Origin of the sequence: Mesorhizobium sp. ISC25 (genome assembly GCF_042295465.1) — a bacterium.
Taxonomy (GTDB): domain Bacteria; phylum Pseudomonadota; class Alphaproteobacteria; order Rhizobiales; family Rhizobiaceae; genus Mesorhizobium.
In genome coordinates this window covers 5,449,989-5,471,747 of sequence record NZ_CP135441.1, presented here as the reverse complement: position 1 = coordinate 5,471,747, position 21,759 = coordinate 5,449,989, and the positions used below count along the sequence as shown (strand labels likewise).

Below are 21,759 nucleotides of genomic sequence, written 5' to 3'. Positions count from 1 at the left end.
GCGCGTAATGCGAACCTAACCCGGAACCCGGATGCCGCCCGAAAGTAGCATGACAGACGCTCAGCCACCTCTGGAGCCAGCACGCCAGCCGATCCTCGATCGGCTGGCCTTCGAGAAGGTCACGGCGGCGCATCGCCGCGAGCTCAAGCTGCATTGTTATCGCATGATGGGTTCGCTGCACGAGGCGGACGACCTCGTCCAGGACACGTTGCTTCGCGCCTGGCGCGCAAGATCGGAGTTCGACGGGCGAGGTTCGGTTCGCGGTTGGCTCTACATGATTGCGACCAACGCTTGCCTCAACGCCATCAAGGCGAGGTCGAGGGCGCATCGCATTCTCCGGGAACCCGGACGGCCGCCCTCGCACGGGGCGGCCATGGGCGGGCCTGTAGCCGAGGTCGCCTGGCTGGAGCCCTACCCCGACGCGGAGCTTCCAGACATTGCCGGCAGCGAGCCAGGTCCGGAAGCCCGTTACGAGAGCCGCGAGGCCGTCCAGCTCGCCTTCGTCGCCGCGATCCAGGATCTGCCGCCCAGACAGCGCGCCGCGCTGCTGCTTGCCGACGTCCTCGGATGGTCGGCTGTCGAGGCGGCGCGTTTGCTGGGCGGATCGACGGCTTCGATCAACAGCGCGCTGCAACGGGCCCGCGCAACGCTGGCGGCACGCTATCCTCGGGGACGGCCGGCCAGCCGATCACGGCCCAGCCCCGAAGAAGGCCTGCTGCTCGAACGCTACATGCAGGCATGGCAGGCCGCCAATCTCGACAGCTTGATCGAGCTTCTGCGTGAGGACGCCATCTATACAATGCCGCCCTGGCGCGAATGGTATCAAGGCCGCGAAGCGATCCGCGGTTTCTTCGAGACCGTCTGGCCGAGGTTCGGCGGCTTCCGCACGCTGGCCACCCGGGCCAATGCCCAGCCGGCGGTCGGGGTTTATTCCCGCAGCCACGATGGCCCTGAATGGCGGGCCCATTCCCTGCATGTGTTCGACGCGGTCGAGGGCGGGATCGCTTCCTTGACGATCTTCATAGGGCCGCTCGGGCCATCTCTGTTCCCGGCCTTCGGCCTGCCACCAGCCTAGCCTACCCCTGGGCCAGCCTCATCGGTCAAGTTCCGGGAAATATGGGTCCGAGAAAAACCGCCGGTCGCGCTCGCCTTGCAGGCAGTCGATCGGTGCGTCGATGCGGATCGTCCTCGGATCCACCTTGGGATACTCGATGCCGCTGACCTCGAGGATCAGTTTGCGGCGAGTGGCGGTGGCGAATTCGGAAGCCGCGTAGATCGGCAGCACGAACGAGCCCGGCCCGCCGGTAACGCATTCGGCATAATACCGGTCGAGATGGCTGAAGGTAGGTGACGGGCTGATCAGGATCGGCAGGCCGTTGATGACGATGCCCTTCGCCAGCGCCGCATCGCGTGCCGTTGTGACCGGCAAGCCGGTGTTGTTTGGGCCGTCGCCCGAAACGTCGATGACGCGGCGTTTGCCGGCGAAGGCCGTGCCGTTGAAAAGCTCGGCGCCGAAGGCCACTGCACCGGAAATCGAGGTGCCGCGAAAGCTCCTGAACGGGCGGGCCGCGATCTTGTCGGCGAAAGCGTTGGCGCTCTCCTTGCTGTCGACGACCTGCCAGGCAATGACCGCATCGTCGCGGATCGTGCCGGCCCATTCGAAATAGGCGATGGCGATGCGGCCGGAGGTGCCGGCACGCACGGCGTTGATGAAGTCGGGGTGGCGCAGCGCCGCGACATAGCCGGCGCGCTGCAGGGCAAACTCCCTTTCATCCATCGACTGCGAGATGTCGACGGCCAGCACCAGTTCGACATCGACGGCAATTGCATTGGCGGGCGTGGCCGCAGGTGCCGCCGGGGTGCAGGCAAGGCAGGCGAGCAGGGTGAGAGCGTCAAGCATGGCCGATCGGAACGTTCCCATCTGAAACGATCGCGACAGTTTTTCGCCGCGATCGCGGCGAAATAAAGCTTGCCTTCTATTTCTTTCGGCCGGCCGAGGCGATAGCCGGGGGCGGTTCGATGGCACCTGCCCTGATACGGGCCGGCTTGAGTGGCGGTTGGCCGGCATCCTTGACGATGGTCAACGCCCGCCGGAAAAAGCGGGCATTGTGCTGGCCGCGGCCGATATTGAGGATCGCGGCGTCGGGAAGGCGCTTCTCCAGCATCGACAGCACTTGCCTCAGCGTCGGGCCGTCGAACGCGTCCAGCGCCTCGTCGATGATCACCCATTTCGGCCGTCGCAAGGCGAGCCTGGCAAAGGCCAGCAGACGCTGCTCGTCGTCGCTGAGTTCACGCTCCCAGCGCGCCGAGCGATCGAGCGAGGACGACAGGCGCTGCAGCCCGACATCGGCCAGCACCTCCGAAATCTCGGCATCGCTCGCCTCCGCCGCGCCGTCTGAATGGTTGAGCACCTCGCGCAGCTTGCCGAGCGGGAAATAGGGGGTACGCGGAACAAAGATCGGCGCTTCTCCGGCCGGCATGCCGATGCGGCCGCTGCCCCATGGCCACAAACCGGCAATGGCGCGGAAGAACAGCGTCTTGCCGGCGCCCGGATCTCCGGTGATCATGACGCGGTCGCCGGCGCGGATTTCAACATGCGGCTCGGCAAGCTTGGTGCATCCTTCCGGCGAGGCAATCTCAAGTTTCTCGAAGGTGAGACTGCCGTCCGGGTTTTCGCCGAAGGCGATGCGCCTTTCCGTATCGTGCAGCGCGTCGGTGTCGCCGAGCGCGATGCGGAAGTCGGCGACCCGCATCAGCGTGGCGCGCCAATCGGCGATGCCGCCGATATTGTTGATGAACCAACGCAGCGAGGAATGAACCTGGTTGAAAGCGCCGACTGCCATCATCAAGCCGCCAAAGCTGATATCGCCGGCGAAATAGACCGGTGAGGCGACCAGGATCGGCGCGACGACAGTGATCCAGCCATAGGTGTCGGTAACCCAGGAAAGATTGATCTGGGCGCTGTAGATGCGCCGCATGGCGCCCAGCACCATGCCGAGATCGAATTCGAGCCGGCGCCTGGCATCGGCCTCGCCATGCGCCAGCGCGATGGCATCGACATTCTCGTTGACGCGAACCACCGAGGAGCGCAGCTCCGCTTCACGCGTATAGCGATCGTTGTTGAAGCGGATCAGCGGTCGCCCGACCAGCCAGCTCAACCAGGAGGCGGTGCCAGCATAAAGGATCGCCGCCCAGACCATGTAGCCGGGTATGGCCAGCGAATGGCCGCCTATGTGGAAGACGAAGCCGGAAGACAGCGACCACAGGACGCCAACGAACGAGGCAAGCAGGATGCAGGACTGCAGCAGGCCGATGCCGAGGCCAGTGGAAAGATCCGACAGATGCGCGACATCCTGCTGCAGGCGCTGGTCGGGATTGACGCCGATGGCGCCAGCATGGGCCAGCCGGAAGGCGCGCGCCGGCCGCATCCACTCGCCGATCAGGTCGAGCGTCAGCGCCTCGCGCAGCTTGAGGCGGAGCATCTGGTCGAGCCAGGTCTGGCCCACGTTAAACAGAAGCAGCCCGCCGGCTATTGCCGCAAAGACCAGAAGCTGATGCAGGAAGGCCGGCATGTCGCGCCGCGCCAGCGCGTCGAAGAACGGCTGGTTCCAGCGATTGAGCAGAACCTGCCCGACCGAGGTTGCGACAATGACGGCGACGATGCCGATTGCGGCCCAAAACAATTGCTTTCGCACCGGCGAGGTGGTGAGCGCCAATTTGATCGCGGCCAGCTGCTCACGCAGGCTGCTGGCTTCGATCGAGGTGGCAAGCTTCTGGGCGCTGGCCTCGACATCCGGATGATCAGCCATGAGTGGATCCTTGCATTCGAAAGCGGCGCTGAAACCCGGTCATAGAATCGACCGCGTATGCCTTCAATCGGGCAGCCAACCCGTCCGCGACAGATAGGTGAGAAAAAGCCTGCCTCGGATCACGAACGCGTCATCTTGGCGGCGCCGGGTGTTTAGCCCGCAACGCCCGGCCGAGCGTCGGCGCGCCATGCGGCGAGAGAACCGGCACGAAGACGCGGCGGGACGCGCGCTGCGCCACGGGCACGCCCTGATAGAGCCGCTTCTGCGCCTCGACGACGATGACGCCGGAGAAGATCGGCCAGAAGCGCCGGCCGGCACGTTCCAGCACATTGTGGAACTGCATCATGAAACGTCGCGGCGACGGCGGGAAGAACAGCGCATCGGACCACGCCGCCGGCGTGAAATTCGCTTCGCGCAGCAATTCGGTCAGCTGGCCGCGCGAGAACGGCCGGCCATTGCCGAAAGGGGTGTGCTCGAAGCGCGCCCAGACGCCGCGCCGGTTGGGCACGACGATGACGACACGGCCGGCCGGCGACAGCACCCGCCAAATCTCGTTCAGCGTCTCGCGCGGGTTCTCGACATGTTCGAGCGAATGGACGAGCAGCATGCGGTCGATGCAGGAATCGACCAGCGGTAGCTCCTCGTCGAAGACCAGCGCGGTCGCCGTCGGCCCCGTCGCCGGCCAGACCACCGCGCCCTGCGTTGCCGGCATGAAGGCAAAGACCCGCTCGGCATCGCTGCCGAAGCGCTCCAGCCACGGCAAGGTGTAGCCGAGGCCGACCAGCCGCTCGTTGGGCACGATGGCCCATATCGAGGACAGCGCCATGGTGATCGAGCGTTCGGCCAGGCGGCCGAGCGTGGTCGAATAGAAGGAACGGAGGTCGACAATGTCTGAATGCATGCGCGGAACGGTAGCTTCGAAGCAGTCCAAGTTCAACAAAGGCAGATGACATCGGCTGGCAGGCGCCCTATGTCTGCGGCAATAAAGGGAGAGATATGATGCCGGTCGAGATCGAACAATTCATGTGCCGCAGCGACAATTTCGGCGTGCTGGTGCATGATCCGAAAAGCGGCCAGACGGCGCTCATTGACGCACCCGAGGAGGCGCCGATCCTGGCGGCGATCAAGCGCACCGGCTGGACGCCGACGATGATCCTGACCACCCACCACCATCTCGACCACGTCGAGGCCAATCTGGCGCTGAAGGAGCGTTTCAAGCTGCGCATCGTCGGGCCGGAAGCCGAAAAGGCAAAGATTCCCGGCATCGACGAAACCGTCGAGCAAGGCTCGGTCCTCCGCCTCGGCGACGAGCGGATCGAGGTCATCGCCACACCCGGCCATACCGCCGGCCATGTCACCTATCACCTGCCGGCGTCGAAAGTGGCATTCGCCGCCGACACGCTGTTTGCGCTCGGCTGTGGGCGGCTGCTCGAATGCAAGCCGCCGGTGATGTACGAATCCCTGAAAAAGCTCGCGGCGCTGCCAGCCGACACGGTCGTCTACTGTGGTCATGAATATACGCTGGCCAATGCCCGTTTCGCGCTCACCATCGATCCGACCAATTCGGCGCTGAAAGAGCGCGCCGCGAAAATCGAGGCGCTGCGCGCCGACGGCAAGCCGACGCTGCCGACGACGATCGGCGAGGAACTGTCGACCAATCCGTTCCTGCGCTGGCACGATCCGGCGATCCGCAGGCACCTCGGCCTGGAGAAGGCCTCCGACGCCGAAGTGTTCGCCGAGATTCGCAAGCGCAAGGACAATTTCTGAGCGGCGCCAGGAGCTAGGGTCATGACCAGTTCCGCCGAAATCATCGCCCTGCTCGGCCTGAAGCCGCATCCGGAAGGCGGCTGGTATGCCGAGACCTTTCGCGACGGGGCGGAAGGCGCCCGCGGCCATTCGACGGCGATCTATTTCCTTCTGGAGAAGGACCAATTGTCGGCCTGGCACCGGGTCAGGGACGCGGCCGAGGTCTGGCACTTCTATGACGGCGCGCCGCTGGCGCTGTCGATACATCGAGAAGGCGGTCCCGTCATCGAGGAGGTCCTCGGTACGGCGCTTGCCGCGGGCGAGCGGCCGCAGATCGTCGTGCCGGCAGGCTGGTGGCAGTCGGCACGCAGCCTCGGCGAATGGACCCTGGTCGGCTGCACCGTGGCGCCGGGCTTCGATTTCGCCGCCTTCGAACTGGCCGAACCAGGCTGGCTGCCGGGCACGCCCTAGGCACCTAGCCCAGCAGGAAACCCAGTGTGATCGCGAGCTGGCCGGCGTAATACAGCGCCCAGACCGCATGGCGCACCCAAATGCGATGCGGCGAGATGGCGGGCAGCAGGAACTTTTCCGCGGCGAGCAGCCCGTCGGACAGGATGAGCAGGACGACGCCGACGACGACCCAGACGCTGTTCAGGGTGAGCGCCGCAATGCTCATGGCAAGCAGTGCCGCGGCATGCACACCGATCGGCAAACGCAAGGCGGGGCCGACGCGGCGCCGGAGCGCGAAAAGCATGGCCAGCACCGACACGACCATCGCCAGCACGATCGCTGCCCGCCATGGCTCGGCCGAAAGCAGTCCGAGGCCGCCGCCGGCACGCAGGAACAGCACGACGTAAAGCACATGCGCGGCAAGAAAACTGGCCGTGCCGCCAAGAAATGCCTTCTCGCCGTCGCGCGACAGGAAGGCGTCGCCGACGGCGCTGACGCCGAGCGCAGCGACGAGCAGCCATGGGCCGCCCTGCTGCACGACCAGCACCGCCAGCATCGCCACCGCCAATGTCCTTGCCGCCGACTGCGAAAGACGCGGCCGCATGCCGAGGCTGAACGCGTAAATCACCGCCGCCGCCAGCGAAAATACCAGCGTCGCATTGGCATTGGCATCGATGCCGCCGGGAAACGGCATCATGCGTTTGCCTCGCTCGTGGCCCTCTTGCGCAGGAACAGCGATTTCGCCGCCAGTGCCGCGCCGCCGGTGATCAGCACGCAGGCGGCGAGGATGCGCCATGACGGCTCGGCGAAGCCGGCGGCGATCAGCACCAGGGTGGACAGCAGCGGCGCGGCATAGCTCGCCGCCCCCAGCACCTGGATGTTGCCGCGCTTGACGCCGATGTCCCAGGCATAGAACGCCGCCCCCACCGGCATCAGACCGAGGCCGAGCACGGCCAGCCACTGGCCGGCGCCGTCGGGCAGCACCGTCTGTTCAAGCAACAGATGGCAGACGAGCGAAAGGGCCGCGGTGGCGGCGCAGAACCAGGTGACGGTGCTGGTCGGTACCGACGGGAAGCGCCGCGACAACAGCGAATAGGACGACCACAGCACCGCACAGACGGCGGCCATGGCGTAGCCGAAGGCATAACGCGCATCGAAGGCAAGCCCGCCGCCCTTGGTGACGATCAGGACCGTGCCGGCAAGGCCGAGCAGCGCGCCGACGATATGGTTCCAGGCCAGCCGCTCGCCAGGCATCAGCGCCGATCCCAGCACGATCAGCAGCGGCCACAGATAGGCGATCAGACTGGCCTCGACGGCCGGCGCATTGCGCAGCGCGGTGAAGTAGAAAAAGTGGTAGCCGAACAGGCCAGCAATGCCGATCGCCCAGACTTTGCGTGGTATTTTGACCTGGCGCGGCATCTTCGCGGCGCCGTCGGCTGCCGGCATCAACAGCCGGGCAAACAGCCCGACGCAGGTGCCGATCGTAAAGGTGATTGCCGAAAGCAGGAACGGCGGCACGGCGCCCGAAGCATCCGTAAGCAGCGCCAGCAGCGCCCACATGGCAACCGCGGAGAAGCCGATCAGTGTTGCGCGCGCCATGTCCGTCGCCCCCGTGCCCCGTTGGCGGCGCACCATCACGCCTATTCGTTCGCTTCGAACCGTTCCGCGCTGATCGTCAACGGGCCGATTTGGGTGCTGACCGTGGCGCGGATCGGCGCATATACGCCGCTTTGGCCGACCGGTGCAAACGTCACCATGATGCGGCTGCGTTTCTTCAGGTAGTTCAGCGCCTTGCGGTTCTTGCGATAGCCGGCCACCGGCTCGAAGCCAAGCCTGCAGGTGACCGTATCGCCCTCGTAGCCGGTCACCGAGATCGACCCTTTGGACTCGTAGGTCAGTTTCAGATCGGCACGCATTTCGCCGTCATAGAGCTTCACCGTGCGCCCGCAGACCTGGTCGAGGCTGTCGGCATGGATGACGGTCGCGGCCATCGGATCGAGGACGGATACGAGATCGCTGCCGACCAGCGGTATCCAGTTGTTGGGATTGCGCTTCTTCGGCTCAGGCACGACCTTGGTCGAGGTGACGACGCCGTTGGCAAACTGGATGTCGATCATCGATGCCTTCTTGCCGGACGTGTAGTCGGCGTGGAACGCTTGCGGCTGCAACTGCTTGCCCGAAATCTTGCCCTTCGACGAGATCGTGCCTCGCGTATCGTCGAACAAAGTGGCGAGCCCGGCGGCGGAGACGCTGCCCTCGATCGAATAGGTGTCGCCCTCGTAATCGCTGGAGAATTTCGCCTTGGCCACGGAGAGGCCGAGGAACGACACCGAATACTCGCCCGTGAAGGATTGCGGCTCTGCGGTCGAAGCCGTCGTCGACAGCACGACGGCCACCAACACGATCAGGGCATGGAGGAAAGAACGAGGCATGGCGGGTCCTTGATTGTCGACCGGACGGGCGGCTCCGGTCTGGCATGTCCCTGTGCGACCGTTTATAGGCTGAATTCCGGCCTTAATGTGAAGGGCGGCGTCGGCAGGAAACGCTGGGGCTGGTCGACCGCCAAAATAAAAACCCGCCTCGGCGGGCGGGTCGTTGGAGCCATTTGGCACCATATCGGAATTAGTAGCATAGCTGCCGGCACAAAGCAAGAACAAAATGTGGCGCCCTCGACGAATTTGCCCATCTCCCCCCTTGCGGGGGAGATGCCCGGCAGGGCAGAGGGGGGTGTGACGGATCGGCCAAGGTTCAGCTTTATCCTCCCAGTGCCGAGAGTTTTGGCTGCAACGGTGCTAAAGTCGGAGGGACAGCACCCCCCTCTGGCCTGCCGGCCATCTCCCCCGCAAGGGGGAGATCGGCAGCGTCTCCGACGGCACCTCCTCCGAAAGTGCGATTCCCCATCCCCGAAGCAACCCCAAGCTTGACGCATCGGCGAAATGCAACTATGGAACGCCAACTTTTTCCATAAGGCCGCCTGACCGAAACCGCGCGCCACCCGGCGCGGGTCGAATGTTTGGCCAGGACCGAGAACCGAAGGTTAGTATCATGTCCCGCACCTGCGAACTCACTGCCAAGGCAGTCATGTCCGGCAACAATGTGAGCCACGCCAACAACAAGACCAAGCGTCGCTTCCTGCCCAATCTCGTCAATGTGACGCTGATCTCGGAAGCGCTGAACCAGAATGTGCGCCTGCGCATTTCGGCCAACGCGCTGCGTTCGGTCGAGCATCGCGGCGGCCTCGATGCCTTCTTGGTCAAGGCTGACGCCAAGGAATTGTCGCAGCGCGCTCGCCTGTTGAAGAAGCAGATCGCCAAGAAGCTCGCCGAACAGCCGGCCGCCTGAGTTTTTCGGCGGCAGCCGCCTTCCAGGGCGTGACCGGGGTTCCGGATCGCGTTCCGCTGGTTCCATCACCCAGGATAAAAAAATGATTTTCCTCTCGCGGTACCTGCCCTTCGTGGCGGCCATGGCACTCGTCGTCGTGGCTTCGAACATCCTCGTGCAGTTCCCGATGCAGGGTGCAATCGGCGGGCTGTCGCTGGCCGACATCCTGACCTGGGGCGCCTTCACCTATCCGTTCTCCTTCCTGGTCACCGATCTCGCCAACCGCCGCTTCGGCCCGGCGGTGGCGCGCAGGATCGTCTTTGTCGGCTTCATGACAGCGGTGGTCTGCTCGATCGTCATCCCGCCGCTGCTGTTTCGCCATGGCCTGATCGAATTCGAGACCGCCGCCGACCGGCTGGTGCGCATTGCCGCGGCGTCGGGCGCCGCCTTCCTTACCGCGCAATTGCTCGACGTCACCGTGTTCAACCGGCTGCGCCGGCAGAGCTGGTGGCGCGCGCCGATCGTCGGGACGCTGGTCGGCTCCGTTTTCGATACGGTGGTGTTTTTCACCGTCGCCTTTGCGGCGGCTTTCGCCTTCGCCGGGCCGAACGACGGCTTTGCGCTGGAGACCGCGCCGCTGATGGGCGTGCTGCCGGTCGAGACGATGCGCTGGATATCCTGGGCGCTCGGCGATCTCAGCGTCAAGCTGGTCATAGCGGTGGTGGCCCTGATCCCCTACCGGCTGCTTGCCGCCCGCTGGAGCCAGCCGGCACTGGCGGCATAGAGCATGATCCCGAACCGAAGGTCCGCGTTAGCGAAAAGTGGGAACCGGTTTTCGGACAAGATCATGCTCGAAGACTATCGAGCATGATCCCCTGGCTTCAACTGGACTCGGCAAAAACGCCTGACGGCGGACAGGAACTCCGCCTGAAGCGGCGCGGCGGCGAATTCTCGATCATGCTTGGCGCGAACGAGCTGATGAATAGCCGGCTCAGCGGTTCCGAAGAGGCGCTGGCGAAACTGTCTTGTCAAAGGATTGCCGGCCGCCTGAACCCAAGCATCCTGATCGGCGGCCTCGGCATGGGCTTTACCTTGCGCGCGGCGCTGGCCGAGCTTGGCGCCGATGCGAAGGTCACCGTTGCCGAACTGGTACCGGCGGTCGTGACGTGGGCGCGCGGCCCGATGGCCGAGGTTTTCGACGGCTGTCTTGACGACCGGCGCGTCGGCATTCGCGAGACCGATGTCGGTCAGCTCATCCGATCGCAAGCATCGGCCTGGGACGCGATCCTGCTCGACGTCGACAACGGCCCCGAAGGCATCGTCTACAAGGCCAACGATGCGCTCTACAGCGCAGCCGGCCTGATCAGCGCGAGAGCAGCTCTCAAGCCCGGCGGTGTGCTGGCGGTCTGGTCGCAGGGCCCTGACGCAGGTTTCACCCGAAGGCTCAAGCAGGCGGGCTTCACGGTCGACGAGGTTAAGGCGCGGGCTCACGGCAAGCGCGGCGCCCGTCACGTCGTCTGGCTGGCAAGCAAAGCATAGCGGAAGCAATTCGGGCGGATTGCTGTTTGGGCTCCGCCCGGCATGCCGACACCTACTACTGCGCATTCTGAAGCTCGGCGGCGAGCGCCTGCAGCAGCCCGCGTGTGCCCTCTTCGCGCCCTTGCGCTGAATCGACACCATCAAAGAACGCACCCTGTTCGGTATAGGTCAGGCGGGTGCCGTCGCCGGAGGGTGCAAGCTCGACAGTGGTGAGCGACGCCGACAGCGGCTGCGGCCCGACCGCCATCCGGTAGGAAAATACGATGCGCCGGTCGGGGACGATGTCCTGGAACTGCGCATCGAGCCTGATCTCCGGGCCGCCCTGATGGCTGAACCGCGAGACCTCGCCGCCGCCGACACGGAAATCGAAGGTGAATTCGGCGATGGTGAAGCCGTCGCCGTCGACGCGCCAACGCCGTACTGTCGCCTTGTCGGCAAAGGCGAAGAAGACGCGCTCGGGCGATTGCGGATAGGTCCGCTCGATTGTGAAGGTCGAATGGATGACGGAGCGCTCGTCGTTAACCGGGGCAATCTGGTTCATTTCTTGTCGTCCTTTTCCTGGCCGTGGAGTGTTGCGTTCGGTTGGTCAGTCTCCGCCAGGATCTGGCCGAGACGGTCGAGATGGCGTTCGGCCGGCGTGCGGCGCGCGGCGATCCAGTCGGCGAGCGGGGCGAGCCCGCCGGGCTCGATCCGGCAGGTGCGCACGCGTCCGACCTTCTCGCTGCGGATCAGCCCGCACGCTTCCAGCGCCTGGAGATGCTGGAGCACGGCGGCGAAGGTCATGCCGAACGGCTCCGCCAGCTGGCTGACGGTGGCCGGCCCGCGGCTCAGCCTTTCCAGGATTGCCCGGCGCGTCGGCTCGGCAAGAGCTCGCAGGATGCTGTCGATCTCGGAATACTTAAGCATGGACTTGAGTGTCCCTTCGATGGCACAAATTGTCAAGTCTTGACTAAAGTGTTTTTTGCAGGCGGCGAATCTGGCTGGAACCCGCAGGTTATTGCCAGGGGGCATTGCCAAGGGAAATTACACGAGCTGCGAAACGGCGCGGAAACGCCAGCATCGCCGTCAGCCGGTCAATGGCCGATCGCGCGTCAATCCTCGTGCAGGATGAATTCCAGATAGAGGTTGCGCTGCAGGATCGAGTGGTTGTCGTCGGACATCAGCGACACGATCAGCGCGCCGTCGTCGCGGGTCCAGACGTCGAGCGCTTCCATGTTGTCGATCTGGTAACCCATGTCGGCTTCAAGCAGCACCGGCCCGTCGGCGACGGCGCCCTTCTCGACGCTTTCGCCATAGATGCGCCGCAGCCGCATCTTGACGCCGCGGGCCATCGAAAAACTGCGCTCCAGCAGCAACAGGTCGCCGTCCGGCAGGAAGGCGCCGTCGGTGATGTCGAAATCGCCATTGCGCTTGACGGTGAAGACGCCCTTGTGCGGCCCTTCGACGATCGCGGCAAAGATGTTGCCGGCCTTGTCGAGGCTCTTTTCCGACACCACGACCAGTCCGCCCGCGTGCTGTCCGGAAGGATGGGCGCGGGTGACGGTCTCGAAGCCGCGATTGCGGCGAAGTTCCCCGGCCGGGATCAGGAAGTCCAATTGCTTGAACGGCGCCTTCATGTCGTCCGGATCGATCTTGAACTCTGCGATACGGTGATCGCGCTCGAAACCGACCGTGGCAATGCCGTCCTGGACCGCGAGGCCTTCGGCATCGACCGCCCATTTCTCGTCGATCGGCTGGCCGGCCGCATCGACCATTTGCTGCATGCGAAAATTCTCGATGCCGGAAGGCCGCTTGTCGGCATCGTGGACGAGGGTGCCGAAGAACCAGAAGCCGGTGTCGGCGACGCCGATGAAATCGCTGCCGGGCTTGAGGAACCGAAGCGCCGACAGCGCGCCGAAATCGCGCGTCGGCGAGGTCATTTCGAGCCCGCCGACGAATTCGAGCGGCCCGAACTGTTTGTCCGGCTGGCCGATATGGAATTCGCTGATCGGCCGTGCCGAGATTTCGGCCGGCTCGACCGAGGCCGGGCCGGCAGCGATAGCCGGCGCCAAACTGATGCCTAACAACGCAATGGCGGCCAAAAGCTTCTGCCAAAAGCCGCCGCGGGAAAAAATCATCCGGCGCGCCGCATGCCGCCGCGCCGCGTGTCGCGCACGGTTTCCTCGGCGAACAGCGAGGCCAGCTGTTCGGTCATGGCGCCGGCCAGCTCTTCGGCATCGACGATGGTGACGGCGCGGCGATAATAGCGGGTGACGTCGTGGCCGATGCCGATGGCCAAAAGCTCGACCGGCGAGCGCGTCTCGATGAGCTCGATGATGGCGCGCAGATGCCGCTCGAGATAATTGCCCGGATTGACCGACAGCGTCGAATCGTCGACCGGCGCGCCGTCCGAGATCATCATCAGGATTTTGCGCTGCTCCGGCCGCGCGATCAGCCGGTTGTGCGCCCACAGCAGCGCCTCGCCGTCGATGTTTTCCTTGAGTAGCCCCTCGCGCATCATCAGCCCGAGATTGCGGCGCGCCCGCCGCCACGGATGATCGGCGGATTTGTAGATGATGTGGCGCAGATCGTTGAGCCGGCCGGGGTTCGGCGGCTTGCCTTCCTTCAGCCATTTCTCGCGCGCCTGCCCGCCCTTCCAGGCGCGGGTGGTGAAGCCGAGGATTTCGACCGAGACGCCGCAGCGTTCCAGCGTGCGCGCCAGGATGTCGGCACAGGTGGCGGCGACCGTAATCGGCCGGCCGCGCATCGAACCCGAATTGTCGAGCACCAGCGACACCACCGTGTCGCGGAATTTGGTGTCGCGCTCCTGCTTGAAGGACAAAGGCTGCATCGGGTCGATGACGACGCGCACCAGCCGCGCCGGATCGAGATAGCCCTCTTCGAGGTCGAAATCCCAGGAGCGGTTCTGCTGCGCCATCAGGCGGCGCTGCAGCCGGTTGGCCAGCCGCCCGACGACGCCGGAAAGGTTGGCGAGCTGCTTGTCGAGGAAGGCGCGCAGCCGGTCGAGCTCCTCCTCCTCGCACAGTTCCTCCGCGCCTACGGTCTCGTCGAAGGCCGTGGTGAAGACCTTGTAGTCGATCTCTTTCGGCAGATTGGTGAAGGGGTTGTCGTTGCGGCGCGCCTCGCCGGGCGTCTCCGCATCCGCGTCGTCATCGTCGGAGAGATCCTCGGCGGTGGCGTCGGAAGCTTCCGTCTCGGCCGATTGCTCGTCGTCGGACGATGCCTCGGTATCCTCGGATTGCGACTGCTCGGAGCCGGAATCGTCTTCGCCGCCCTCCTCGCTCTGCTCCTCGCCTTGCGGCTGGTTTTCGTCGTTGTCCTCGGAGTCTTCCGTCTCCTGGTCGTCGCCGAGCTCCTCGGCCATCTCCATGGAGGCGAGCATCTCGCGCACGACGCGGGCGAAAGCCTGCTGGTCGTCGAGCTTTGCCGACAGCCCGTCGAGGTCGGCGCTGGCCTTTTCCTCGACCCAGGGGCGCCAGAGATCGACCAGCCGTTCGCCGCTCTTCGGCGCAGTGCGCCCGGTCAGCTTTTCACGCACCATCAGCGCCAGCGCTTCCTCGATCGGCGCGTCGGCCTTGTCCTTGACGTCGACGAGGTTGGCCCTGGCGTATTTGTCCTCGAGCATCGAGCCGATATTGTCGGCGACACCCTGCATGGCGCGAGAGCCGATCGCCTCGACGCGGGCCTGCTCGACCGCGTCATAGATGGCGCGGGCCTGCTTGCCTTCCGGCGCCAGCCTGGTGTGGATGCGCGCATCGTGGCAGGCGCGCTTCAGCGCCATGGAATCGCCGAGCCCGCGGGTAATGGCGATATCCGCCTTCGATGCCTTCTTCGGCAATTCCGGCAGCCGGGCGCGGCTGCCGGCCAGCGCCGGCCGATCCTTGGCGAAGCCGACCTCGAGATCCTTGTCGCCGGCGATGGCGCGCATGCAGACAGTGACGGCGCGCTTGAAGCTGTCGTTCTCAGCGCCGGTCTTGGATTTGTTTCGCGTGTTGTCGCCCGGACCCGCCATCGAGACTCTGCTTAGCCCAGCACCACGTTGGCGGCACTCTCCGGCAGATCTTCGCCGAAGGCGCGCTGGTAGAACTCGGCGACCAGCGAGCGTTCCAGCTCGTCGCATTTGTTGAGGAAGGTCAGCCGGAACGCCATGCCGATATTGCCGAAGATCTCGGCATTCTCGGCCCAGGTTATGACCGTGCGCGGGCTCATCACCGTCGACAGGTCGCCGTTGATGAAGGCCGAGCGCGTCATGTCGGCGACGCGCACCATCTTGTTGACGATCTCCTTGCCCTTGCCATCGCGATAGTGCTTGGCCTTGGCCAGCACGATGTTCACCTCATTGTCGTGCGGCAAATAGTTCAGCGTGGTGACGATCGACCAGCGGTCCATCTGCGCCTGGTTGATCTGCTGGGTGCCGTGGTAGAGGCCGGTGGTGTCGCCCAGCCCAACCGTGTTGGCGGTCGAAAACAGCCGGAAGGCCGGGTGCGGGCGGATGACCCGGCTCTGGTCGAGCAGCGTCAGCCGCCCGACGATTCCAGCACGCGCTGGATGACGAACATCACGTCCGGGCGGCCGGCATCGTACTCGTCGAAGCACAGCGCGACATTGTGCTGGTAGGCCCAGGGCAGGATGCCGTCGCGGAATTCGGTGATCTGCAGCCCGTCCTTGACGACGATGGCGTCCTTGCCGACGAGGTCGATACGGCTGACATGGCTGTCGAGATTGACACGCACGCAGGGCCAGTTGAGGCGGGCGGCGACCTGCTCGATATGCGTCGACTTGCCGGTGCCGTGATAGCCCGACACCATGACCCGGCGGTTATAGGCAAAGCCGGCGAGGATCGCCATGGTCGTGTTCTTGTCGAACAGGTAGTCCGGATCGATGTCGGGGACATGCTCGCTCGTCACCGAATAGGCTGGCACCACCATCTTGGAGTCGAAGCCGAATGTCTCCTTCACCGACACCGTGGTGTCGGGCAGGTTGGCGATGTCGCGATCGACCTTGTTCATCTCTATCAACGTCTCCACAAGCGAAACGCCGCGTTTCGCCGGCAATCGATTTTGTTCGGGGGCGGTCTTAGAGCCTTTTCCAACCTTATGAAAGTTGGAAAGCGACACGAACCGTAGGGTCGCTCAGCACAAACCTGCCTGCTTGAGCACGCGATACGCCTGGAGCACATCGCGGAACCGGTCTTCCGAACCTCTGTCGCCGCCATTCGCATCCGGATGGTGGCGTTTCACAAGTTCCTTATAGCGCGCCTTGATATCCTTGCCACTTGCCTTTGTATCAAGGCCAAGCGTTTCCAGTGCCTTGGCCTCAAGCGGCTTGGCCTTGCGCTCGCGTGCCTCGCGCGGGTCCTTCGGGCCTTTGAACAGGTCGAAGGGATCGCGCATGCGATTGTAGTAGCCGGCGCGGCCGGAGCGCGCCTGGGCGAAGTCGGGCGAGGAGCGTGTCGAGGCGCCGTTGACGCCCATTTTCCAGGTCGGCCGGTGGCCGGTCATGGCTTCCTTCTGGAAGCGGGCGATCTCGGTGTCGGGAACGCCCGAGAAATAATTGAAGCCCTTGTTGTACTCGCGCACATGGTCGAAGCAGAACTGGAAATACTCGCCTTCCTTCATCCGACCGACCGGGGCGCGGTGGGTACCGGCCTCCTTGCAGCCATCCCACTGGCAGATCGGCGAACGCGACTTCAGCTCCGCGTCCTTCTCCGGGCGGATGCGAATCTTCTCGAAATATTTTGGGTACGGCTTCATCTCACCCATTTATGGGCTGTTCGCGGATGCGAAACAAGAATTGACATTTTCGCGATGATCGCTCTAACCGCTGAATCGCGGCATAAAACCGGCGAATGGCGAATTTTGTGCGATGACATAGATGTGGTGAAGGGAAGCGGCGATGTCCATACAGGCAACGATGGAAGATAAACTGAAAAAGGCGTTTTCGCCGGAACGGCTGGACGTCATCAACGAAAGCCATCTCCATGCCGGGCATCATCATGTGGATTCCGGCCATCACGCCACCTTCGACGGCGCCGGCGAAACGCATTTCCGCGTCCGCATCGTCGCCCCCGCCTTTGCCGGCATGAGCCGCGTCGAACGTCACCGCGCAGTCAACGATCTGCTGGCCGAGGAATTGAAGGCTGGCGTGCATGCCCTGGCGATTGAGCCGGCGGCGCCCGGCGAAACGACGCGCTGGTAACTCAGCCGAGGCTCGCCCTCAGGAACATCATCACCGCTGCGGTCAACGCATCGCCGTCGGTGCCGAAGTCGCGATTGATCGACATGTGCGAATAGGCGCTGCCGTCGAACAGCGTGACCCTGGTTCCGGTGGCCTTCAGACGCCCGGCGAAGGCCTGCGCGTCCGCCGCGCGGGCCTTCGCCCGCGAATGGGCGATGAAGGTTGGCGGGTGCTTGCGGCCTTCGACGTAGGTGACAGGCGACAGCGCGCGCCACTGCGCCGGATCGGGAAAGGCGCGTGCGTAGACCCCTGCCATGCCGCCGCTCCTGGCCAAGGCCTCCAGGTCATAAGCCCTGGTGTCGTCGAGGACCAGCGCCGCGACGCCCGGCAGGCCGCCGCGCAGCCCGGTCAATGCGACGAGATGGCAGCCGGCCGAATGGCCCATGGCGACGATCCGGTCCGGATCGCCGCCATGCCTGGCGATGTTGGCGCGGACGTAACGATAGGCCAGTTCGACATCCGCCGCCTGGGTGGCGACGTCGGCCTCGGGCAACATCCGGTAGTCGATCGAGACGAAGCAGAAGCCATTGTCGAGCAGGAAACCAGGCTTGGAGTTGACATTGTTGCGGTTGCCGACCCGCCAGGCGCCGCCATGGACGAAGAAAACGACCGGCAGGCCGTTTGCGCCGTCGCGGGAATAGATGTCGAGCTTGGCCGGCCCATAGTCGAAGGTTTCGGGCGACGGCGAACGCAGCCGCAATGCCGCCGCGGCCTGTCCCGGCAGCAGCGCCGCCATCGACGCCAAAAGCAGGCTTCGCCGATCGATTGTCATAAACTCCTGACTGCCCACGGCTGCCACAAGGTGCGCACTGTCATTCGCCAAGCATCGCCGGCTTGATCCTCAGCCGCGCGATCCGGTTCTTGTCGCGTTTCATGACGACGAAGCGCTTGCCGTGAAACGTGAAGGCCTGCTTTTCGTCCGGGATCGACTGCGCCTCGTGGATGACGAGGCCGGCAATGGTGGTGGCTTCCTCGTCCGGCAGGTTCCAGTCGAGCGCCCGGTTAAGGTCGCGGATCGACACAGTGCCGTCCACGACGACGGAGCCGTCGGCTTCCTGCTTGACGCCCTGGATGTCGATGTCGTGCTCGTCGGCGATCTCGCCGACGATCTCCTCGATGATGTCCTCCAGCGTCACCAGTCCCTCGACCTCGCCATATTCGTCGACGACGATGGCGAAATGCGCCTTGCGGCGCAGGAAGGCGTTGAGCTGCTCCTGCAGCGTCGTGGTGTCGGGCACGAACCACGGCCGCGACGCGATCTTCATCACGTCGATCCGCGAAAAATCATTGCCTACCTCGTTCAGCGCGCGCAGCAGATCCTTGGCATGCAGCACACCGACAATGTTGTCGAGCGAGCCCTTCCACAACGGCATGCGGGTGTGCGGGCTCTGCAGGATCTCGCGCACCACCGCTTCCGACGGGTCGTCGGCGTTGACCGAGCGCATATTGGTGCGGTGGACCATCACGTCCGACACTTCGAGCTCCTCGAGGTCGAACAGGCCGCCGATGCGGGCACGATCCTCGCGCACCACCTGGCCGTCGCGGCGGAAATCGTCGACGGCGCCGCGCAATTCCTCATGCGCCGAGCGCTGCGGCTCGATGCGCTGCAGCTCGTAGCCGAAGGCGGCGAGCAGGTGCCGGCGCAAGACGAAGCCCAGCAGGACGAGGCCTGCGAGCCCGGCAGCCGCGATCCAGCCGGCTTGGCTCATCCCGGATGGTTCTCCCTGAGGAACGCCAGCACTTCCGAGGCCGGCACATCCCTGGCGATGAAGGCCTGGCCGACGCCGCGCGTCAGGATGAAGGTCAGCGCGCCGCGCGACACCTTCTTGTCCTGGGTGATGAAGGAGAACAGCGTCTCGGCATCGGGCAGTTCGCCTGGAATGTCGGCCATGCGCCAGGGCAGGCCGACGGCGCGAAGATGCGCCTCGACACGCGCCGCATCGTCGGGGCTCGCCAAATTGAGCCTTGACGAAAAGCGCTGGGCCAGCGACATGCCGATGGCGACGCCCTCGCCATGCACGAGCCTTGCGCCGTCATAGCCGGTCGCCGCCTCCAGCGCGTGACCGAAGGTGTGGCCGAGATTGAGCAGGGCGCGGTCGCCGGTCTCGAACTCGTCGCGGGCAACGACGTCGGCCTTGGCACGACAGGCCTCGGCGATGGCCTCTCCCCGCTCCGGCCCGCCGGCAAACACGCGAGGCCAGTTTTCCTCCAGCCAGGCGAAGAACTGCGGCCGGTCGATCAGCCCGTATTTGGCCAGTTCGGCGTAGCCGGCGCGAAACTCGCGGATCGGCAGCGTGTCGAGCACTTCGGTGTCGGCCAGCACCAGCCTGGGCTGGTGGAACACCCCGACCAGGTTCTTGCCGCGCTTGCTGTTGATGCCGGTCTTGCCGCCGACGGAGGAATCGACCTGCGCCAGCAGCGAGGTCGGAACCTGCACGAAGTTCATGCCGCGCCGCGCGATGCCGGCGGCAAAGCCGGCGAGGTCGCCGACGACGCCGCCGCCGAGCGCGATGACGACGTCGCCGCGCTCCAGCTTGGCGGCCAGCACGCCGTCGACCACCTCTTCGAGATGCGCAAAGCTCTTGGTCTTTTCGCCTGGCGGCAGCGTGATGACGGCATGTTGGATGCCTCCGCTTGCCAGGCCGGCCGCAAGCGTTGCGAGATGCGCGGCCGCGACGTTTTCGTCGGTGACGACCGCCGCCCGCGTGCCCGGCAGACGGCGCGAAATCTCGGCGCCGGCGCGTGACAGCAGGCCGGGGCCGATCAAGATGTCGTAGGCACGCTCGCCAAGCCCGACTTCGACAGAGACCGTTGCATCAGCGCTCACGACCGCACCTCGTCAATGTCGGCAACGCCGAGATGGCCGCGCAGCGCGTCCACCACCTCGGCCGCAATGATCTCCTTGCGGTCGTCGCGGGTCGGCACGATGACATCGGCCGCGGCGTAAACCGGGTAGCGTTCCGCCATCAGCCGTTCGAGCACGGCGCGCGGTTCGGCGCTTTTCAGCAGCGGCCGATTCTGCTTCTTGGAAACGCGCTCCATCAACAGGTCGATCTCTGCCTTCAGCCAAACCGAAACGCCATGGCTGGCGATCGCCTCGCGCGTCTGTCCGTTCATGAAGGCGCCGCCGCCGGTCGACAGCACCTGCGGCCCGTGCTCCAGCACACGCAGGATGACGCGCTGTTCCAGTGCCCGGAACTCCGCCTCGCCATAGCGCTCGAACAGGTCCGGGACGCTCATGCGCGAAACACTTTCGATCTCCTGGTCGCTGTCGATAAAGGGCAGCGCCAGCATCGCCGCCACCTTGCGGCCGATCGCCGTCTTGCCGGCGCCCATCAGCCCGACAAAGACGATGGAACGGCCGCCCAGCCGGCCGAGCAGCGCGGCATGGCTCTCGCCCGGAGGATTTGCTGGTAGCGCGTTCATGTTTCTACGGCCTCTTTGCCGGCGTATCGACATCAAAAGCCTGTTTGCGTCAAGCGCGGCGCAACCGGGACCTGTTATGGGCTTCACCCTTGAATTGGCCGGATTGGCGTCTCATAAGGGCACAGGGTTGGAAATGCAGAATAAGACGACGGGCGAAAATTAATGCCAACACTGTTTCGCTTTGTCGTGACGCTCGCGATTCTTGCCGGCATTGTCTATGGCGCAATGTTCGCCCTGGTCATGTTCGTCGAGCCGAGAAAGGCGGAAATGAGCGTGCGTATCCCTCCGGAAAAGCTCAATCCCAAAAAATGAACAGCGCCGCCCGCATCGAAGCTTTCCTCGAGATGATGAGCGCCGAGCGCGGCGCTGCCGAAAACACGCTTTCCTCCTATCGCCGCGACCTCGAGGACGCTTCCGCCGGGATCGGCGGTGGGCTTGCCGCTGCCACCAGCGCCGCCATCCGCGCCTATCTCGACGACATCGCCGCGCGCGGCTTTGCCGCCACCTCGCAGGCGCGCAAATTGTCGGCGATCCGGCAGTTCTTCAAGTTCCTCTACGCCGAAGGCCTGCGCGGTGACGATCCGACCGGCACGCTGGACAGTCCGAAGAAGGGCCGGCCGCTGCCGAAGACGATGAGCGAGGCCGATACCGGCCGGCTGCTCGACCGCGCCGCGCAAGAGGCGATGGAATCCTCGCTCAACAACGGCGATAGGATTGCGGCGCTGCGCCTCCAAGCGCTGGTCGAGGTGCTCTACGCCACCGGCTTGCGCGTTTCGGAGCTGGTCGGCCTTCCCGTGACGGTGGCGCAGCGCGACGACCGCTTCTTCATGGTGCGCGGCAAGGGCAACAAGGAGCGCATGGTGCCGCTATCGGCCAAGGCCCGCACGGCGATGCGGACCTGGCTTGCCGCACGGGCGGCGGTGCCGGCTTTTGCCGATAGCCCCTTCCTGTTTCCGGCCGCCTCGGACAGCGGCTATCTTTCGAGACAGGCCTTTGCCCGCGAGCTGAAAGGACTTGCCGCAAGGGCCGGCATTGCCGCGGCGAAGATATCGCCGCATGTGCTGCGCCATGCTTTCGCCAGCCATCTCCTTCAGAACGGCGCCGATCTCAGGGCCGTGCAGCAGCTGCTCGGCCATGCCGATATTTCAACGACGCAGATCTACACGCATGTGCTGGAGGAGCGGCTGGTGCGTCTGGTCAACGATCATCATCCGCTTGCCGACTAGGCGTC

24 protein-coding genes and 1 pseudogene are annotated in these 21,759 nt (G+C 64.8%); 9 read left to right on the top strand and 16 right to left on the bottom strand.

Annotated features, from left to right (window positions below; all coding sequences use genetic code 11):
• Nucleotides 1-49 precede the first annotated feature (49 nt).
• Nucleotides 50-1,075 carry an RNA polymerase subunit sigma-70 gene (locus tag RQ479_RS26930; RefSeq protein WP_376703011.1) on the top strand — a complete coding sequence of 342 codons (1,026 nt, stop codon included), beginning with the start codon at nt 50-52 and terminating at the stop codon, nt 1,073-1,075.
• A gap of 18 nt (nt 1,076-1,093) precedes the next feature.
• Here RQ479_RS26930 and RQ479_RS26925 read toward each other — a convergent pair whose 3' ends face one another.
• From RQ479_RS26925 to RQ479_RS26915, 3 genes are all read right to left on the bottom strand, one after another.
• A complete protein-coding gene (locus RQ479_RS26925) occupies nt 1,094-1,900 on the bottom strand; it encodes a DUF1194 domain-containing protein (RefSeq protein WP_376703010.1) in 807 nt (268 codons plus the stop codon).
• Nucleotides 1,901-1,976: 76 nt separating this feature from the next.
• Nucleotides 1,977-3,809, bottom strand: a complete 1,833-nt coding sequence (locus RQ479_RS26920) for an ABC transporter ATP-binding protein/permease (protein ID WP_352467537.1) — start codon at nt 3,807-3,809, stop codon at nt 1,977-1,979.
• 130 nt (nt 3,810-3,939) lie between these two features.
• Nucleotides 3,940-4,710, bottom strand: a complete 771-nt coding sequence (locus tag RQ479_RS26915; protein ID WP_352910313.1) for a methyltransferase domain-containing protein — start codon at nt 4,708-4,710, stop codon at nt 3,940-3,942.
• Between the two features lie 98 nt (nt 4,711-4,808).
• On the opposite strand from RQ479_RS26915, the gene gloB reads away from it, so the two are divergent.
• Both gloB and RQ479_RS26905 read left to right on the top strand, forming a co-directional pair.
• The gene (gene gloB, locus RQ479_RS26910; RefSeq protein WP_376703009.1) at nt 4,809-5,576 is read left to right on the top strand and encodes a hydroxyacylglutathione hydrolase; all 768 of its coding nucleotides are present in this window, start codon (nt 4,809-4,811) and stop codon (nt 5,574-5,576) included.
• Between the two features lie 21 nt (nt 5,577-5,597).
• On the top strand, nt 5,598-6,026 hold the full coding sequence (locus RQ479_RS26905; protein WP_352910310.1) for a cupin domain-containing protein: 429 nt from the start codon (nt 5,598-5,600) through the stop codon (nt 6,024-6,026).
• A 4-nt stretch (nt 6,027-6,030) separates the two neighbouring features.
• Here the strand turns inward: RQ479_RS26905 and RQ479_RS26900 are convergent, their stop codons facing one another.
• The 3 genes from RQ479_RS26900 to RQ479_RS26890 are packed head-to-tail and all read right to left on the bottom strand — an operon-like array spanning nt 6,031 to nt 8,437.
• Nucleotides 6,031-6,702 (bottom strand): lysoplasmalogenase family protein, encoded by a 672-nt coding sequence (locus RQ479_RS26900; RefSeq protein ID WP_376703008.1) that lies wholly within the window; start codon nt 6,700-6,702, stop codon nt 6,031-6,033.
• Complete coding sequence (locus tag RQ479_RS26895; protein ID WP_376703007.1) at nt 6,699-7,604, bottom strand: DMT family transporter; 906 nt, start codon at nt 7,602-7,604, stop codon at nt 6,699-6,701. The genes RQ479_RS26900 and RQ479_RS26895 overlap by 4 nt, the downstream gene beginning before the upstream one ends.
• 41 nt (nt 7,605-7,645) lie before the next feature.
• A complete protein-coding gene (locus RQ479_RS26890) occupies nt 7,646-8,437 on the bottom strand; it encodes a DUF3108 domain-containing protein (RefSeq protein WP_376703006.1) in 792 nt (263 codons plus the stop codon).
• Nucleotides 8,438-9,050: 613 nt separating this feature from the next.
• Between RQ479_RS26890 and rpmB the strand changes: the two genes are divergently transcribed.
• From rpmB to RQ479_RS26875, 3 genes are all read left to right on the top strand, one after another.
• The gene (rpmB, locus tag RQ479_RS26885) at nt 9,051-9,347 is read left to right on the top strand and encodes a 50S ribosomal protein L28 (protein WP_292664929.1); all 297 of its coding nucleotides are present in this window, start codon (nt 9,051-9,053) and stop codon (nt 9,345-9,347) included.
• An 82-nt stretch (nt 9,348-9,429) separates the two neighbouring features.
• A complete protein-coding gene (locus tag RQ479_RS26880) occupies nt 9,430-10,110 on the top strand; it encodes a queuosine precursor transporter (protein ID WP_376703005.1) in 681 nt (226 codons plus the stop codon).
• 83 nt (nt 10,111-10,193) lie between these two features.
• Nucleotides 10,194-10,865, top strand: a complete 672-nt coding sequence (locus RQ479_RS26875; protein WP_376703004.1) for a spermidine synthase — start codon at nt 10,194-10,196, stop codon at nt 10,863-10,865.
• Between the two features lie 55 nt (nt 10,866-10,920).
• Here RQ479_RS26875 and RQ479_RS26870 read toward each other — a convergent pair whose 3' ends face one another.
• From RQ479_RS26870 to RQ479_RS26845, 6 genes and pseudogenes are all read right to left on the bottom strand, one after another.
• On the bottom strand, nt 10,921-11,406 hold the full coding sequence (locus RQ479_RS26870) for an SRPBCC family protein (protein WP_376703003.1): 486 nt from the start codon (nt 11,404-11,406) through the stop codon (nt 10,921-10,923).
• The gene (locus RQ479_RS26865) at nt 11,403-11,771 is read right to left on the bottom strand and encodes an ArsR/SmtB family transcription factor (RefSeq protein WP_376703002.1); all 369 of its coding nucleotides are present in this window, start codon (nt 11,769-11,771) and stop codon (nt 11,403-11,405) included. The genes RQ479_RS26870 and RQ479_RS26865 overlap by 4 nt, the downstream gene beginning before the upstream one ends.
• 185 nt (nt 11,772-11,956) lie before the next feature.
• A complete protein-coding gene (locus tag RQ479_RS26860) occupies nt 11,957-12,982 on the bottom strand; it encodes an esterase-like activity of phytase family protein (protein WP_376703001.1) in 1,026 nt (341 codons plus the stop codon).
• On the bottom strand, nt 12,979-14,877 hold the full coding sequence (cobT, locus tag RQ479_RS26855; RefSeq protein ID WP_352468692.1) for a cobaltochelatase subunit CobT: 1,899 nt from the start codon (nt 14,875-14,877) through the stop codon (nt 12,979-12,981). The genes RQ479_RS26860 and cobT overlap by 4 nt, the downstream gene beginning before the upstream one ends.
• Nucleotides 14,878-14,888: 11 nt before the next feature.
• Nucleotides 14,889-15,874: pseudogene (gene cobS, locus RQ479_RS26850) on the bottom strand (cobaltochelatase subunit CobS).
• A gap of 123 nt (nt 15,875-15,997) precedes the next feature.
• The gene (locus RQ479_RS26845) at nt 15,998-16,627 is read right to left on the bottom strand and encodes a J domain-containing protein (RefSeq protein WP_254816626.1); all 630 of its coding nucleotides are present in this window, start codon (nt 16,625-16,627) and stop codon (nt 15,998-16,000) included.
• 133 nt (nt 16,628-16,760) lie between these two features.
• Between RQ479_RS26845 and RQ479_RS26840 the strand changes: the two genes are divergently transcribed.
• Complete coding sequence (locus RQ479_RS26840) at nt 16,761-17,063, top strand: BolA family protein (RefSeq protein ID WP_376703000.1); 303 nt, start codon at nt 16,761-16,763, stop codon at nt 17,061-17,063.
• Nucleotide 17,064: 1 nt separating this feature from the next.
• Here the strand turns inward: RQ479_RS26840 and RQ479_RS26835 are convergent, their stop codons facing one another.
• From RQ479_RS26835 to RQ479_RS26820, 4 genes are read right to left on the bottom strand one after another with little or no spacing between them, the layout of a single operon-like run.
• On the bottom strand, nt 17,065-17,874 hold the full coding sequence (locus tag RQ479_RS26835) for an alpha/beta hydrolase (protein ID WP_376702999.1): 810 nt from the start codon (nt 17,872-17,874) through the stop codon (nt 17,065-17,067).
• A 40-nt stretch (nt 17,875-17,914) separates the two neighbouring features.
• Nucleotides 17,915-18,811: an HlyC/CorC family transporter gene (locus RQ479_RS26830; RefSeq protein WP_376702998.1), complete on the bottom strand. Its 897-nt coding sequence runs from the start codon at nt 18,809-18,811 to the stop codon at nt 17,915-17,917.
• A complete protein-coding gene (gene aroB, locus RQ479_RS26825) occupies nt 18,808-19,929 on the bottom strand; it encodes a 3-dehydroquinate synthase (RefSeq protein WP_376702997.1) in 1,122 nt (373 codons plus the stop codon). Before aroB ends, RQ479_RS26830 begins: the two co-directional genes overlap by 4 nt.
• Nucleotides 19,926-20,528: a shikimate kinase gene (locus tag RQ479_RS26820; RefSeq protein WP_376702996.1), complete on the bottom strand. Its 603-nt coding sequence runs from the start codon at nt 20,526-20,528 to the stop codon at nt 19,926-19,928. Before RQ479_RS26820 ends, aroB begins: the two co-directional genes overlap by 4 nt.
• Nucleotides 20,529-20,690: 162 nt before the next feature.
• On the opposite strand from RQ479_RS26820, the gene RQ479_RS26815 reads away from it, so the two are divergent.
• Together RQ479_RS26815 and RQ479_RS26810 are read left to right on the top strand one after the other, a co-directional pair.
• Nucleotides 20,691-20,840, top strand: coding sequence for a hypothetical protein (locus tag RQ479_RS26815; RefSeq protein ID WP_023677884.1), 150 nt, complete (start codon nt 20,691-20,693; stop codon nt 20,838-20,840).
• Entirely contained in the window at nt 20,837-21,754 is a 918-nt protein-coding gene (locus RQ479_RS26810; protein ID WP_376702995.1) for a site-specific tyrosine recombinase XerD, read from the top strand. The genes RQ479_RS26815 and RQ479_RS26810 overlap by 4 nt, the downstream gene beginning before the upstream one ends.
• The last annotated feature ends 5 nt before the right edge of the window (nt 21,755-21,759 follow it).

Excerpts from the sequence above, each read along its gene's own strand:
- RQ479_RS26930 (WP_376703011.1), top strand. The coding sequence starts at position 50 with ATGACAGACGCTCAGCCACCTCTGGAGCCAGCACGCCAGCCGATCCTC.
- RQ479_RS26925 (WP_376703010.1), bottom strand. The coding sequence starts at position 1,900 with ATGCTTGACGCTCTCACCCTGCTCGCCTGCCTTGCCTGCACCCCGGCG.
- RQ479_RS26920 (WP_352467537.1), bottom strand. The coding sequence starts at position 3,809 with ATGGCTGATCATCCGGATGTCGAGGCCAGCGCCCAGAAGCTTGCCACC.
- RQ479_RS26915 (WP_352910313.1), bottom strand. The coding sequence starts at position 4,710 with ATGCATTCAGACATTGTCGACCTCCGTTCCTTCTATTCGACCACGCTC.
- gloB (WP_376703009.1), top strand. The coding sequence starts at position 4,809 with ATGCCGGTCGAGATCGAACAATTCATGTGCCGCAGCGACAATTTCGGC.
- RQ479_RS26905 (WP_352910310.1), top strand. The coding sequence starts at position 5,598 with ATGACCAGTTCCGCCGAAATCATCGCCCTGCTCGGCCTGAAGCCGCAT.
- RQ479_RS26900 (WP_376703008.1), bottom strand. The coding sequence starts at position 6,702 with ATGATGCCGTTTCCCGGCGGCATCGATGCCAATGCCAATGCGACGCTG.
- RQ479_RS26895 (WP_376703007.1), bottom strand. The coding sequence starts at position 7,604 with ATGGCGCGCGCAACACTGATCGGCTTCTCCGCGGTTGCCATGTGGGCG.
- RQ479_RS26890 (WP_376703006.1), bottom strand. The coding sequence starts at position 8,437 with ATGCCTCGTTCTTTCCTCCATGCCCTGATCGTGTTGGTGGCCGTCGTG.
- rpmB (WP_292664929.1), top strand. The coding sequence starts at position 9,051 with ATGTCCCGCACCTGCGAACTCACTGCCAAGGCAGTCATGTCCGGCAAC.
- RQ479_RS26880 (WP_376703005.1), top strand. The coding sequence starts at position 9,430 with ATGATTTTCCTCTCGCGGTACCTGCCCTTCGTGGCGGCCATGGCACTC.
- RQ479_RS26875 (WP_376703004.1), top strand. The coding sequence starts at position 10,194 with ATGATCCCCTGGCTTCAACTGGACTCGGCAAAAACGCCTGACGGCGGA.
- RQ479_RS26870 (WP_376703003.1), bottom strand. The coding sequence starts at position 11,406 with ATGAACCAGATTGCCCCGGTTAACGACGAGCGCTCCGTCATCCATTCG.
- RQ479_RS26865 (WP_376703002.1), bottom strand. The coding sequence starts at position 11,771 with ATGCTTAAGTATTCCGAGATCGACAGCATCCTGCGAGCTCTTGCCGAG.
- RQ479_RS26860 (WP_376703001.1), bottom strand. The coding sequence starts at position 12,982 with ATGATTTTTTCCCGCGGCGGCTTTTGGCAGAAGCTTTTGGCCGCCATT.
- cobT (WP_352468692.1), bottom strand. The coding sequence starts at position 14,877 with ATGGCGGGTCCGGGCGACAACACGCGAAACAAATCCAAGACCGGCGCT.
- RQ479_RS26845 (WP_254816626.1), bottom strand. The coding sequence starts at position 16,627 with ATGGGTGAGATGAAGCCGTACCCAAAATATTTCGAGAAGATTCGCATC.
- RQ479_RS26840 (WP_376703000.1), top strand. The coding sequence starts at position 16,761 with ATGTCCATACAGGCAACGATGGAAGATAAACTGAAAAAGGCGTTTTCG.
- RQ479_RS26835 (WP_376702999.1), bottom strand. The coding sequence starts at position 17,874 with ATGACAATCGATCGGCGAAGCCTGCTTTTGGCGTCGATGGCGGCGCTG.
- RQ479_RS26830 (WP_376702998.1), bottom strand. The coding sequence starts at position 18,811 with ATGAGCCAAGCCGGCTGGATCGCGGCTGCCGGGCTCGCAGGCCTCGTC.
- RQ479_RS26820 (WP_376702996.1), bottom strand. The coding sequence starts at position 20,528 with ATGAACGCGCTACCAGCAAATCCTCCGGGCGAGAGCCATGCCGCGCTG.
- RQ479_RS26815 (WP_023677884.1), top strand. The coding sequence starts at position 20,691 with ATGCCAACACTGTTTCGCTTTGTCGTGACGCTCGCGATTCTTGCCGGC.
- RQ479_RS26810 (WP_376702995.1), top strand. The coding sequence starts at position 20,837 with ATGAACAGCGCCGCCCGCATCGAAGCTTTCCTCGAGATGATGAGCGCC.